This is a genomic window from Tundrisphaera lichenicola, from assembly GCF_051175385.1.
Classification (GTDB): Bacteria; Planctomycetota; Planctomycetia; order Isosphaerales; family Isosphaeraceae; genus Tundrisphaera; species Tundrisphaera lichenicola.
Window position 1 is genome coordinate 3643713 of record NZ_CP195106.1, and the last position, 13940, is coordinate 3657652.

At 68.9% G+C, this 13940-nt stretch carries 8 protein-coding genes; 6 read left to right on the plus strand and 2 right to left on the minus strand.

The window, feature by feature from the left end; all coding sequences use genetic code 11:
• Positions 1-29: 29 nt before the first annotated feature.
• A complete protein-coding gene (locus P12x_RS14525) occupies positions 30-1463 on the minus strand; it encodes a DUF1501 domain-containing protein (RefSeq protein WP_435011589.1) in 1434 nt (477 codons plus the stop codon).
• A complete protein-coding gene (locus P12x_RS14530) occupies positions 1453-3792 on the minus strand; it encodes a PSD1 and planctomycete cytochrome C domain-containing protein (protein WP_435011590.1) in 2340 nt (779 codons plus the stop codon). Before P12x_RS14530 ends, P12x_RS14525 begins: the two co-directional genes overlap by 11 nt.
• 183 nt (positions 3793-3975) lie before the next feature.
• On the opposite strand from P12x_RS14530, the gene P12x_RS14535 reads away from it, so the two are divergent.
• The 6 genes from P12x_RS14535 to P12x_RS14560 all read left to right on the plus strand — a co-directional run bounded on the left by P12x_RS14535 (position 3976) and on the right by P12x_RS14560 (position 13930).
• Positions 3976-5370: a Gfo/Idh/MocA family protein gene (locus P12x_RS14535; protein ID WP_435011591.1), complete on the plus strand. Its 1395-nt coding sequence runs from the start codon at positions 3976-3978 to the stop codon at positions 5368-5370.
• 3 nt (positions 5371-5373) lie between these two features.
• Positions 5374-6426: a sugar phosphate isomerase/epimerase family protein gene (locus P12x_RS14540; RefSeq protein WP_435011592.1), complete on the plus strand. Its 1053-nt coding sequence runs from the start codon at positions 5374-5376 to the stop codon at positions 6424-6426.
• 159 nt (positions 6427-6585) lie between these two features.
• A complete protein-coding gene (locus tag P12x_RS14545; protein WP_435011593.1) occupies positions 6586-7947 on the plus strand; it encodes a right-handed parallel beta-helix repeat-containing protein in 1362 nt (453 codons plus the stop codon).
• Positions 7948-7991: 44 nt separating this feature from the next.
• Entirely contained in the window at positions 7992-9347 is a 1356-nt protein-coding gene (locus P12x_RS14550) for a hypothetical protein (RefSeq protein ID WP_435011594.1), read from the plus strand.
• 46 nt (positions 9348-9393) lie between these two features.
• Positions 9394-10836, plus strand: coding sequence for a DUF1501 domain-containing protein (locus P12x_RS14555; RefSeq protein WP_435011595.1), 1443 nt, complete (start codon positions 9394-9396; stop codon positions 10834-10836).
• 37 nt (positions 10837-10873) lie between these two features.
• Positions 10874-13930: a PVC-type heme-binding CxxCH protein gene (locus P12x_RS14560; RefSeq protein ID WP_435011596.1), complete on the plus strand. Its 3057-nt coding sequence runs from the start codon at positions 10874-10876 to the stop codon at positions 13928-13930.
• Positions 13931-13940: the final 10 nt, after the last annotated feature.

Sequence of the window (13940 nt, forward strand, 5' to 3'; positions counted from 1 at the left end):
AACTTCCGGGCTTCGGCGGCGGTCCCGGATCAGACGATCTCGCGGATGATCTGACCTTCGACGAACGTGACCCTCTCGTCGCGTCCCAGGTGGGGGTAGGTCAGCCGGTGCTGGTCGAGGCCGAGTTGGTTCAGGATCGTGGTGTGGACGTCGCGGAGGTGGTAGGGCTTCTCGATGGCCTTGAGCCCGATGGCGTCGGTGGCCCCGACCACTTGTCCGCCCTTGATCCCGCCGCCGGCCAGCCACATCGAGAAGCCGAGGTTGTGGTGGTCGCGCCCCCGGCCCGACTCGGCCTCGGGCGAGCGGCCGAACTCGCCGCCCCAGACCACCAGCGTGCTGTCGAGCAATCCTCGACGTTTCAGGTCCTTGAGCAGGGCGGCCACCGGCTGGTCGGTCTCGGCGGCCTTGCGGTTGTGGTTCTCCTCGATGTCGCCGTGGGCGTCCCACTGGAGGTTGCCCGGCCCCCCGCCGGAGACGACGCAGACGAATCGGACCCCATTCTCCACCAGCTTCCGGGCCAGCAGGCAGCGCCGTCCGTAGTCGTGCGTGGGCTCGCGCCCGACCCCGTAGAGGTCGAGCGTCTCCCGGGGTTCCTTGGAGATGTCGAGGATGTCGGGGGCCTCGGACTGCATCCGGAACGCTAAATCGTAGGCGTTGATCCTGGCGGAGAACTCCTCGTCGGCCGGGTCGAGCGTCGCGCGGTTCAGGTCGCGGACCAGTTCCAGGGTCCGCCGCCGCCTGGCGGCCGGGATGCCGGGCGGGAGGTCGAGGTTCAGGACCGGTCGGTCGCCGGGCCGGAACATCGTCGGCTGATAGATGGCGGGCAGGAAGCCGTTGGCGTACATCGGCTGCCCGGCCTCCAGAGCCCCCTTCGGGTCGGGCATCACCACGTAGGAGGGGAGCGATTGGCTCTCCGACCCCAACCCGTAGAGGACCCACGACCCGAGGCTCGGGAAGCCGGGGGTGACCCGGCCGGTGAAAAGCTCGTACTGCGCGGCCGAATGGACGACCATGTCGCCGTGGCACGACCGGACCACGGCCATGTCGTCGATGCATTCGGCGGTCTTCGGGAAGAGGTCGGAGACCTCGATCCCGCTCTCGCCGTACTTCCGAAAGGTCCGCTTCGATCCGAGCAGCCGGGCATCGCGCCGGACGAACTGGTAACGGACCTCGCCGAACTCCGCGGGCCTGGGCTGGCCATCGAGCGTGTTCAGGAGAGGCTTGGGGTCGAACGTCTCCAGATGCGACGGGCCACCGGCCATGAACAGGAAGATCACCGACTTCGCCCGAGCCGGGAGATGCGGGGCCCTGGGCGCGAGAGGGTTGTTCGAGCCGGCCCGGGCCTGTTCCTCCTGGAGGAGCGACGCGAGGGCCAGGCCGCCGAAGCCGCAGAAGGCATCGCGGACGAACTCGCGGCGCGTCCGGGTAGGCCGGGCGTGGGGGGGCGGGGCGTCAGGGTACATAGAGGAACCCGTTCAGGTTGAAGACGGCCAGGGCGAATTCTTCCCGGGTCTGGTCGCGGAGGAAGGCCAGCGAGATCGAGCGTTCCTCGTCCGTCGGCGGTCGGCCGATCGCCAGCCGGAAGGCCCGATCGACCAGCCGGTCGGGATCGCCGCCCGACTCGGCCTCCAACCGGCGGGCGAATGACGCGGCGAGGTCGTTCGAGAGCGAGCCGTTGAGCAATTCCAGGGCCTGGGGCGCGTGGGTGCTCGACTCCCGTCGGGCACAACTGTTCAGCAAGGCCGGGGCGTCGAAGGTCTCGAAGAACGGCAGTCGGAGGTTGCGCTTGGCGAAGAGATAGATCGAGCGCCGGTCGTGCTCGTCCCGGCTCGCCGCGACCTGCCACTGCGAGGGCTTGTAGAGCAGATTCACCAGGGTCTGGTCGATCGGGAGCATCACGCTCGGGCCGCCGGCCCTGGGATTCAGTCGTCCCGAGACCGCGAGCATGGTGTCGCGGATCTCCTCGGCCGTCAGCCTTCGCCGGGAGGCGTGCCAGAGGAGCCGATTCTCCGGGTCGGCGACCGCGTACTCGGAGGCCATCGGCGAGCGGCCCGATTGCCGGTAGGTGTTGCTCAGTACCAGGAGTCGATGGATCGGCTTGAGCTGCCAGCCCCCCTCGACCAGCGTCGCCGCGAGCCAGTCGAGCAACTCGGGATGACTCGGCCGATCCCCCTTGGTCCCGAAGTCGTTGACCGTCTTCACCAGGCCCGCGCCGAAGTGGTTCTGCCAGAGCCGGTTGGCCAGGACTCGGGGCGTCAGCGGGTGGCGGGGATCGACGAGCCAGCGGGCCAGGCGGGTCCGGGGGTCGCGGACGTCGGGCTCGAGTTCGGGCAGGTCGTCCGCCACCAGGATGCCGGGCGGTCGGGGGCCGACGGGCTCCCCCTTCTTCTCCCAGACGCCTCGCTTCAGGACGTGGATGGCCGTCCGATTCTCGAAGTCATTGCGTGTCCCCGGGATGGTCGGCAGAGGCGGGGGCGTGCGGTCCTCGAGCGCTTCCAACTCGGCTTCCAACTCCAACTTCCGGTCGCCGGTCGCCTCCTTAATCCTCGCCTTCAGGAGCTTCAATTCCTCCTTGATCTTGCCGCTTTCCTGGTCCCACTTTGCCTTAGCCTCCTTAGAGGCCAGCGAGATGTCGTTCTCCTGCGTGGCCGCCAGGTAGGCCTGGAGCTGGTAGTAGTCCTTCTGCGAGATTGGTTCGAGCTTGTGGTTGTGGCAGCGGGCGCAGCCGACCGTGAGGCCGAGGATCGCGGTCCCCAGGATGTCGGTCCGATCGGTCAGGACCTCGTTCCGACTGAGGGCGATCTCGGAGTCTCCGGCGTTCCTCCGGACCGGGCCGAGGCGATGGAAGGTCGAGGCGACCTGGCATTCCGGATCGTCCGGCGCGATCTCGTCCCCGGCTATCTGCTCGATCAGGAAGCGGTCGAACGGCTTGTCGCGGTTCAGGGAGTCGATCACGTAGTCGCGGAACCGCCAGGCGTCCGGGATCGTCCGGTCGTACTCATATCCTTCCGTCTCGGCGAACCGGACCACGTCGAGCCAGTGCTGGCCCCATCGCTCGCCGTATCGGGGGCCGGCCAGGAGCCGGTCGACCACCCGCTCGAAAGCATCCGGCGCGGGATCCTGCACGAACGACTCGATCTCTTCCGGCGAGGGCGGGAGGCCCGTCAGGTCGAACGTCACCCGGCGGATCCACTCGGGACGCTCGGCCTCGGGGGCGGGCTTCCATCCCTTCGCCTCCAACGTCGCCAGAATGAAGCCGTCGACCGGAGTCCGGACCCATCCGGCGTCCCGGACGGCCGGCGGATCAACCTTCGTCACGGGCTGGAAGGACCAGTGACGGCGGGAGGCTTCCGAGCTCGCCCCCGACCCTTCTCCACCGGGGAATGGGACGCCCAGGTTGACCCAGCGCTCGAAGTCGCCGATCACCGAGTCGGCGAGCTTCGGCTTTTTGGGCGGCATGGCCAGGTCGGTCTCGTGCCGGATGGATTGGATCAGCGGGCTCTCGCCGGGCCGGCCGGGGACCACGACGGGGCCGGAGTCGCCCCCGAGGAGCAGGGCCTCGCGAGAGTCGAGCCGAAGCCCTCCCTTCAGTTTCTCCGCGCTCGACGAGTGGCAGCCGAAGCACGAGGCCTCGAGGACCGGCCGGATCTTCTCGGCGAAGAGTCGATCTCCTTCGGAGTCGATCGGATCCGCCGCTCGGCCCGTCGATCCCATCCCGATCGATATCGATGCCGCCGCGACCAGGGGCCGGAACCACCCACTTCGGCGAAATCCGCTCAAGAGCATCTGCATCGCGATCGTACCCTCCGGACGTTTTCGGCGCGGTCGGGCTCGAGGTCCATTGAAACCCCCAGACCCTTCATTATTCAAGAAATATTTGAAAAGGACCTGATTGCGGTCCCCCGGCGATCGGCGTAGGTTGAGGGTTCGCGAGGTTCCCATCCCGATCCCACAATTCGATGGGGGTTCGACCCGATGAGCGAAAAGGCCATCGAACGGGTCTCGACGAGTCGCCGCGCTCTCCTCCAGGGTGGTGCCGCGCTGGCCCTCTCGGCGGCGAGTTATCGGAGGGTCCTGGGCGCCAACGATCGGGTCGGATTGGGCTTCATCGGGTTCGGACTGATCGGCAAGAGGCACGTCCTCGACTTCAAGGCGATGCCCGACGTCGACCCGGTTGCCGTGGCCGAGGTCCACCGGGGACGGCTCGAGGAGGCCGCGGCGACGATGGGCGGCTCGCCCCGGACCTTCGGGGATTTCCGACGGTTGCTCGATGATCGGGACGTCGACGCCGTGGTCGTCTCGACGCCCGACCACTGGCACGCGCTCATGACCATGATGGCCTGCGCGGCGGGCAAGGACGTCTACGTCGAGAAGCCCTTGAGTCTGTTCGTCCGCGAGGGTCGATGGATGGCCGAGGTGGCCCGACGGCACGGCCGGGTCGTCCAGGTCGGGACCCAGCAGAGGTCGGGGCCCCATTATCAGAAGGCTCGCGAGCTGATCCGGAGCGGCCAGATCGGCCCGGTCGTCTCGGCCCGGATGTGGTCCTATCGGAATGTCATGCCCGGTTTCGGTTCGCCTGCCGATGGCGACCCGCCTCCGGGGTTCGACCACGACCAGTGGCTCGGCCCGGCGCCGAAGCGGCCGTACAACCCCAACCGGGCCCTCTATCATTTCCGGTGGCACTGGGATTACTCGGGCGGGCAGATGACCAACCTCGGTCAGCACTCGATCGACATCGTCCACTGGTTCCTGGACGCCACGGCCCCGAAGGCGGTCGCGTGCACCGGAGGGCGGTTTGCCTTGAAGGACAATGGCGAGACCCCCGACACCCAGGACGCCTTGTTCGAATACGACGGCTGGACCGCGTCGTGGTCGCATCGGGAGGCGAGCCGGGGGGCTCCCCCGCCCACCGGTCTGGAGTTCTGCGGGACGCGGGGGAGCCTGATGATCTCGCGGAAGGGCTTCACCATCACGCCCGACCCCGAGGTCGTCCCCGAGGCGGTCCTCCCCCGATTCGGCGGTGCCCACCCGGTCGGGGGGCCTCCCGGGAACGGCGACCGGGCCTCCACCAAGCTGAGGACCGAGGCGATCGAGGACCGGACCGGCGACGAGTATGACCAGTTCCGTCGCCACGCCCGAGACTTCGTCGACGCCATCCGATCGCGACGCGACCCGATCTCGGACCTGGAGAGCGAGCATCGGGTCGTCACCGCCTGCCACCTGGCCAACATCTCGCTCCGACTCGGTCGGAAGATCCGATGGGACCAGGAGCGTGAGTCGATCATCGGGGATCCCGAGGCCGAGGCGATGCTCGAACGCCCGTATCGAAGCCCCTGGGATGCCGAGCGAAGGGCCCTGATCGGAGGTTAGTCGATGACACCTACGAGGCGCGAGATCCTGGCCGCCGGGCTGGCCACCGTCATCGGGCCCGGGGTCGGCTTCGCCCGAGAGCCGGGCCCGGTCCCGCTCGGCCTGGTCATCCATTCGTTCCCCGCGCGATCCGCCGGGGACCGCGATCGTCGGCCCGAGGATCGATTCGCCGAGCCGATCCGGTTCCTCGACCATGCCCGATCGCTGGGAGCCGGGGGGATCCAGGTGGGCATCGGTGCCCGTGACGACGCCTACGCCGACAAACTCCGAGCCCGCGCCGAGGAGGCCTCGATGGGCCTTGAGGGGATCGCATCGCTCCCCCGAGACGAAGGCGACGTGCCGCGCTTCGAGGCCGAGATCCGGACCGCCCGGCGGGCCGGCGCGACGATCGTGAGGACGGTCATGCTCTCGGGCCGGCGCTATGAGAACTTCGATTCGCTCGCCGCCTTCCGCGAGTTCGCCGACCGATCGACCCGCTCCCTGACCCTGGCCACGCCCGTGGTGGTCCGGCATGGCGTCCGCCTGGCCGTCGAGAACCACAAGGACTGGCGGGCCGACGAGCTGATCGGCCTCCTGAAGCGGCTCGGGTCCGATCACGTCGGGGTCTGCGTCGACACCGGCAACAGCATGGCGCTCCTCGAAGATCCGATGGAGGTCGTCGAGGCGCTCGCCCCGTGGGCCGTCACGACCCACCTCAAGGACATGGGGGTCGAGGAATACGACCGAGGCTTTCGAATTGCCGAGGTCCCGCTCGGTGCCGGGGTGCTCGACCTGCCCCGGATCGTCCGGACCCTGCGCTCGGCGCGACCGGGGATCCCACTCAACCTGGAGATGATCACGAGGGATCCGCTGGACGTCCCCTGCCTGGACGATCGCTACTGGGCGACCTTCCCCGACCTCGCGGGCCGGCACCTGGCCCGATCCCTCTCGTTCGTCCGCAATCATCCCGCCGGGCACCCCCTGCCCCGTATCGGCCAGCTCGGCCCGGACGAGCGGCTCAAGGTCGAGGACGAGAACATCCGCCGCTGCCTCGACTACGCCCGAGAACATTTCTGACTCGCGAGCATCGCACGCGATCGGCCGGGGGGTCGATGTTGACGGCCCCGCCGCAGGCTTGTGCCGGGGGATGGTTTGAACAATAATTGCACGTCGACGCCCGGATCAAGGGGTCTCGATTCCATCGAAGCCCAGGCCATCGGATGATTGGAGTCGAACATGGAGCGAGTCGGGCTGACGCGTCGCGGCTTCCTGATCGCGGCGGCGGCGAGCGCGGGGGCGGCCTCGCGGTTCGCTCCGGCGGGAGACGACCCTCGGCCTCCGGTCACCGATCCTCGCGCGACCGATGGCGACGAGCGCTTCGAGCCGAACTGGGACGAGCGGCTGACGATCACGGTCGGGCCCGAAGGCCGCGACGCCGATCTCGCCGGCCACGATGACAAGGTGATCCAGGCGGCTCTCGGCCACGTCGCGAGCCTGGGAGGGGGGACCGTCCGTCTGCTGTCCGGCACGTACACCTTGCGGCATCCGGTGGTCTTGCCCTCGCGGGTCCGGCTCGTCGGCGACGGGGCCGACACGATCATCACCAAGATCCCTTCGAGGACCGTCGCCCTGGCCGATGACTCCGACTGGTATGATCGCGAGATCACCCTGGAGGATGCCCGAGGTTTCCAGGTCGGTGATGGGGTCGTCTTTCGCGCCACCAACCCTCACGATGGCGGGGCGCTCGTGATCAAGCGGACCCTCGTCGCCCGATCGGGAAACCGCTTCAAGCTCGACTCCGGCCTCCGCGAGAACCTCTGGCTCTCCGGCAAGCCGACCTGCTCGGCCATGTTCCCCCTGCTCACGTCCGAGCGGACCGCCGATGTCCTGGTCGAGAACCTGACGCTCGACGGCGATCGCGCGAACAACGAGCGGCTCGACGGCAATTACGCCGGTTGCGTCTTCCTCCAGGACTGCAATCGCTACACTTTCCGAGGAGTGACGGCACGCAATTACCACGGCGACGGGATCAGCTTCCAGGTCTCGCACGACGTGGTGGTCGAAGACTGCCACTGTCACGACAACGCCGACCTCGGCGTCCACCCGGGTTCGGGGTCGCAGCGCCCCTTGATCCGCGGCAACCGACTGGAGCGGAACTCGATCGGCCTCTTCTGGTGCTGGGGGGTCAAGTACGGCCTGGCCGAGAAGAACCGGATCGTGGGAAACCGCGACTACGGGATCTCGATCGGCCACCACGACACCGACAACCTGATCCGCGACAACGACGTCCAGGGCAGCGGCAAGGTCGGCATCCTGTTCCGGGACGAGTCGCGAGGCAAGGACTTCTGGCCGAACCGGAACCGGGTCGAGGCCAACCGGGTCACCGACAGCGGCGGCGACGACGGGGTGGCCATCGACGTCCGGGGCAAGACTCGAGAACTCCGGATCGCCGACAACCTGATCCGAGAGACTCGCGGGCCATCTCGGAGGACGGGCCTCCGGATCGCCGCCGAGGCCCGAGCGATCGCCGTGACCGGCAACCGATTCGAAGGGCTCGCCGAGGAGGTCGTCGACCTCCGGGAATCCTCGGGGTCGTGATCCCCCGGAAGCTCTTCCACTCGATCTCGAAGGGGTGTTCGAACATGCTTCGCTATCTCGGCCTGCTCGTGGTGTCCCTCGCGGTCGTGCAGTCGGAGTCACGCGCGGAGACGCCGCTGAAGGTGGCGACCTTCGCCGTGGACGCCACCCCTCCGATCGGGAGCCCGATGGCCTACGATCCGACCAAGGGGGTCGTCCACCCGCTCAGTTGCCGGGGGATCGTCCTGATCGGCGAAGGCCGGCCGATCGTGCTCTGCGCGATCGACTGGATCGGGGTGGCCAACGACGCCCATGCCGAGTTCCGCGAGGCCCTGGCGAAGGCGGCCGGGACGACCGCCGATCGGGTCGGCGTCCACGCCCTCCATCAACACGACGCCCCGCACTGCGACTTCTCGGCCGACCGCCTGCTGTCCGCGCAGGGGATCGAGCGCAAGGTCTACGACTCGACCTTCGCCCGCGAGGTGATCGCCAGGGCCGCGACCGCGGTCGCCGAGGCCCTTTCGAAGGCGAGGCCGGTCACCCACCTGGGATTGGGCCAGGCCGAGGTCGAGAAGGTGGCCTCGAATCGCCGGATTCTCGGACCCGACGGCAAGGTCCAGTATGTCCGGTACACCGCCTGCCCCGACCCGAAGATCCGCGCGATGCCGGTCGGGACCATCGACCCGATGCTCAAGATGATCAGCCTCTGGGACGGCGAGACGCCCGTCGTGGCCCTGACCTACTACGCCACCCATCCCCAGAGCTATTACCGGACCGGCCTGGCCAACGCCGACTTCCCCGGGATGGCCCGCGACCGGAGGCAGGAGGAGACCGGGGTCCCCCACATCCACTTCGATGGGGCCGGCGGCAACATCGGCGCGGGGAAGTGGAACGACGGCTCTCACGAGAATCGCCAGGTCCTCGCCGATCGAGTCGCCGACGGGATGGCTCGGGCCTGGAAGGCGACCACCAAGGCCCCGATCTCGGCCTCGGATCTCGGCTGGGAGTCGGTCCCCGTCAAGCTCCCGCCCGCCCCCCACCTGGACGAGGCCAAGCTGATCGCGACCCTCCAGAACGAGGCCGCGAAGGTCACCGAGCGGGCCGGGGCGGCGAACGACCTCGCGTGGCTCCGCCGGTGCAAGTCGGGGGATACGATCGATATCGACTGCCTGCACCTGGGGAAGGCCCGCGTGCTCCTGATGCCGGGCGAGCTGTTCGTCGAGTACCAGCTCGCCGCCCAGGCGATGAGGCCCGATCTGTTCGTCGCCATGGCGGCGTACGGTGATTACGGGCCCGGCTACATCGGCACGGCGGTCGCCTATCCCGAGGGCGGTTACGAGACCAGCCCCGCGGCCTCGCTCGTCGCCCCGGGCGTCGAGGCCGTCCTGACCGAAGCCATGAAGCACCTGCTCCGCGACTAGGCCCCGTCTGGCAAGAGGGCCTTGAACTTTGAGGGAGGAGCGTCGAATGCTTCGGATCGACGGACGGCGGCGGACCGCCTGCGACGGGATCACCAGGCGGACACTCCTGGAGGCGGCTGGGACCGGACTGCTCGGGCTCAGCCTGCCCGCTCTGCTGGGTGCCGAGGCTCGCGGAGGGCCTCGGCCCGCCTCGAAGGCCCGCTCGGTGATCTTCCTCTACCTTTTCGGCGGCCCGAGCCAGCTCGAGACGTTCGACCTCAAGCCCGAGGCCCCCGACCGGATCCGTGGGCCGTTCCGGCCGATCGCGTCGAGGACGCCCGGCCTCCGGATCGGCGAGCACCTGCCGAGGCTCGCCGGGGTCTCCGACAAGTTTTGCGTCGTCCGGAGCATGACCCACCCTTACAACGACCACAGCGGGGCGGCCCATTACATGCAGACCGGGCGGATGTGGCAGGTCCCGATCGGCGGCGGCTTCAATCCCACCGCGCAGGACTGGCCGGCGATGGGGTCGGTCGTCGAGTACCTGGCCCAGCAGTCGCCCGGGGGGATGACTCGCCCGATGCCGAGCTACGCCGTCCTTCCCAACTCGCTCGGTCGGCTCCAGGAGGCCGGGCAGTATCTTCGCCCGGGCGAGCATGCCGGATGGCTCGGCCGTCGCTACAATCCCCTGACGACCACCGTGGACAAGAAAGACCTCGCCGATAATCCCTACTTCCGGGACTGCAAAGACGAGGAGCTGACCTTCGCGATCGAGGGCCTCGCGGTGGACGCGGGCCCTCGGCTGGAAGGGATCCGCCGGCGTGCTTCGCTCCTGGAGCAGTTCGACGAGGGCCGACGAGACGTCGACCAGGCCCGATCGGCCGCCGACTTCGACCGCTTCCACCACCGGGCCCTGGCGATGGCGACCTCGGAGGCGACTCGCCTCGCGCTGGACATCCGCCAGGAGCCATCCCGGATTCGCGATCGTTACGGGCGTCACCTCTTCGGCCAGGCGACCCTGGTGGCTCGCCGGTTGGTCGAGGCCGGGGTCCGGTTCGTGACCGTCCACTACGACGCCTGCGACGGCTATGGTTGGGACTCGCACGTTCATAGCGATGACGTGAAGGATCGACTCCTGCCGACCTTCGATCAGGCCCTCTCCGCGCTCCTGGTGGACCTGGACGAGCGGGGCCTGCTGGCCGAGACCCTGGTGGTCGCCGTGGGCGAGATGGGGAGGACGCCCCAGGCCACCGCTCGCTGGGGTCGCGGGCACTGGAGCACGCTGTTCCCCGCCGTCCTCGCGGGGGGCGGGATCCGGGGGGGCACCATGTTCGGCGGCTCGGACAATGACGCGGCCCAGCCGGTCGACCACCCCGTCTCGCCCGAGCGGCTCGCCGCCACGATCTACCACGCCCTGGGGATCGACCCGGAGCTGCGATTGGTCGATCCCCAGGGCCGTCCGGTCCCGATCGTCGATCAAGCCGAGCCGGTGCTCGAACTCTTCGGATAGGCGTCCGAGATTCGCCCGGAAAGCGAGGACATCCGCAATGCCCGACGGCCCACGCATTCGGAACCGGCTCGGTCCACTGGCGACTTTCGCTCTGCCACTCGCCCTGATCCTCGGGCTCGCCGCTCAGGCCCGGCCGCAGGGCTTTGCCCCCGACGCCGCCCCGTCTCGGATGGCGATGGCCGACGGTCTGTCCGTGAGCCTCTACGCGGCCGAGCCCGACGTCCGCCAGCCGATCCTGGCGAAATTCGACGATCGGGGTCGGCTCTGGTGCATCCAGTATCTCCAGTATCCCAACCCCGCCGGGCTCGAGCGGATCAAGGTGGATCGCTACTCCCGGACCGTTTACGACCGGGTACCCGACCCGCCGCCGAAGGGGCCTCGTGGCGACGACCGGATCACCATCTGCGAGGATACCGATGGAGACGGCCGGGCCGACCGCTTCAAGGATTTCGCGACCGGCCTGAATCTGTGCACCGGGCTGGCCTTCGGCCACGGCGGCGTCTACGTCCTCCAGGTGCCCTATCTCCTGTTCTACCCGGACCGCGACCGTGACGACTCGCCCGACGGCGACCCGGAGGTATTGCTTTCCGGCTTCGGCATGGAGGACGCCCAGTCGCTGGTCAACCACCTCACCTGGGGGCCGGACGGGTGGCTCTACGGGGTCACCGGCAGTACCGTCAGTAACCGGATCAGTGGCCTCGAATTCCAGCAGGCCGTCTGGCGCTTCGAACCCCGCTCGAAGCGGTTCGAACTGTTCTGCGAGGGGGGCGGGAACCTGTTCGGCCTGACCTTCGACGCCGATGGGAATCTCTTCTTCTCTTCCAACGGCAATGATCTCGCCTATCACGCCGTGCAGGGGGCCTACTACCGGAAGAACTTCGGCAAGCATGGGCCGCTCCATAACCCGCACACCTACGGCTTCTTCGAGCACCTGACGTTCGACGGAGAGGTGGCCGGCCCTCGTCCCGGCGGGACCATTTACCGGGGCGATTCCCTGCCCGACCGCTTCCGAGGGGCGTTCCTCTGTTGCGACTTCCTGCAACATTCGGCGTCGTGGTGGCGTTTGTCGAGTCGAGGCTCGACGTTCTCGGCCACCTACGGGGGTCGGCTGCTCGACGCGCGGGACAGTTGGTTCTGCGCCCCCGATCTGGCCCAGGGGCCCGATGGCGCGGTCTATGTCTGCGACTTCCACGACCGACGGACCGCCCACCCCGATCCCGACGCGAACTGGGATCGGAGCAACGGGCGGATCTACCGGATCGCCCCTCCGGGCTCGAAGCCGACCCGAGGTCTCGACCTGGCCCGCGAGAGCGGCCCCGGGCTCGTCGAACTGCTCCGGCATCCGAACGGCTGGCTCGCCGATCGGGCGCGTGACCAACTGGCCACCCGGCGCGATCCGGACACCCGTCCCGCCCTCGCCGCGATGGCCCGCCAGGTTGCCGACCCTCGCCTCGCCTTGCAAGGGCTCTGGGGCTCGTACGTCGGGGGAGGTCTCGACGACTCGCTCGCGGCCGATCTGCTTCAACATCCCTCGGAGTACGTCCGGGCCTGGACGATCCGGCTCCTGGGCGATGCACCGGAGGTCGCGCCGAGGCTCGCGGGCCGCTTCGCCGAGATGGCCAGGTCCGACCCGAGCGTGGTGGTCCGCTGTCAGCTCGCCGCCACATCGCGCCGCCTTCCCGGGGCCGAGGGCTTGCCGATCGTCGAAGCCCTGCTGCTTCGCGGCCTCGATCGCGACGATCCGTACCTTCCGCTCATGCTCTGGTGGGCCCTGGAGGCCCGCGCCCTGACCGACGCGGATCGTCTCCTTTCCTTCTTCACCCATCCCAAGGCTTGGGACGATCCGGGCCGACGGGAGAATGCCCTCCGGCTGGTCCGGCGATATGCCGCGGAGGGGACGCGGGCCGGGTATGATGCCTCCGAACGGCTCCTGCAAAGCGTGCCGGAGGGACTCCGGCCCGAGGCCCTGGCAGCGCTCGATCGGGGCCTGGCCGAGCGATCCGTCTCGACCGGAGGGATGGGGATGGCCGGGCTGTTCGGCCCGGTCGCGGTCCCGGAGAAGGAGAAGCCGGCCCTCGCTCGACGGTTCGAGCCGATAGCGGAATCGCTGGCTCGCGCCATCGAGGTCGCCTGGAGGGACGACCCGGCCGACTTGCTCCGGTTGCGCCTGGCGATCCGAGCCGAGGTGGCCGGGGCTCGGGCCTCGGTACTCGAAGGTGCTGCCACCCCGGCTACCCCTCCGGCGCGACGTCGCGAACTGCTGGGCCTGCTGGCCGATCTGGGGGATTCCCGGGCCGCGCCGGTGGCCCTCGCAATCCTGGAGGGAAACAACCCTCCCGACGTCCAGATCGAGGCGCTCGAGGTGTTGGCCCGACACGGCGACGACCGCTCCGCGGCGAGGCTCCTGGAGTGCTACCCGAACCGGACGGAGGCCCTGCGAACCAAAATCCGCGAGGTCCTGTTGTCTCGGCCGGGGTCCGCCCGCTCCTTGCTCGATCGTGTGGACCGGGGGGAGATCGCGGCGGAGGATATCCCGGTTGAGCAACTCCGCCGCGTGGCGCTGCACGGCGACCCCGGGCTCGATGCCCTGGTCCGCAAGCACTGGGGGGCCGTCCGGGCCGGCACACCGGAGGAGAAACTGGCCGAGATGCGCCGCCTGAGCAATGACCTGCGCGACGGGCTCGGCGATCGGGCCCGAGGAGAGGCCTCGTTCGGCCGGCGATGCGCGGCCTGCCACAAGCTGTTCGGGAAAGGGGGCGAGGTCGGCCCGGACCTGACCGGCGTCGCACGCGAGGATACCACGGCTCTGCTGGCGAACATCGTGGACCCCGGCGCGGTGATCCGGGCCACATATCTCCAGTACGCCGCGGCCCTGAGGGATGGTCGAGTCGTCTCGGGGGTCCTCGCCGCCCGCGATGATGCCAGCCTGACGCTGGTCGACGCCCAGGGCAAGCGGACGAGGCTGCCGCTGGACGACATCGAGGAAGTCCGAGAACTGCCGACGTCGATCATGCCGGAAGACTTGCTCAAGCCGCTCGACTCGCAGGAGATCCGCGACCTCTTCCGCTACCTCCAGGGCAAGCCGGGGGACTGAGCGGCCCGAA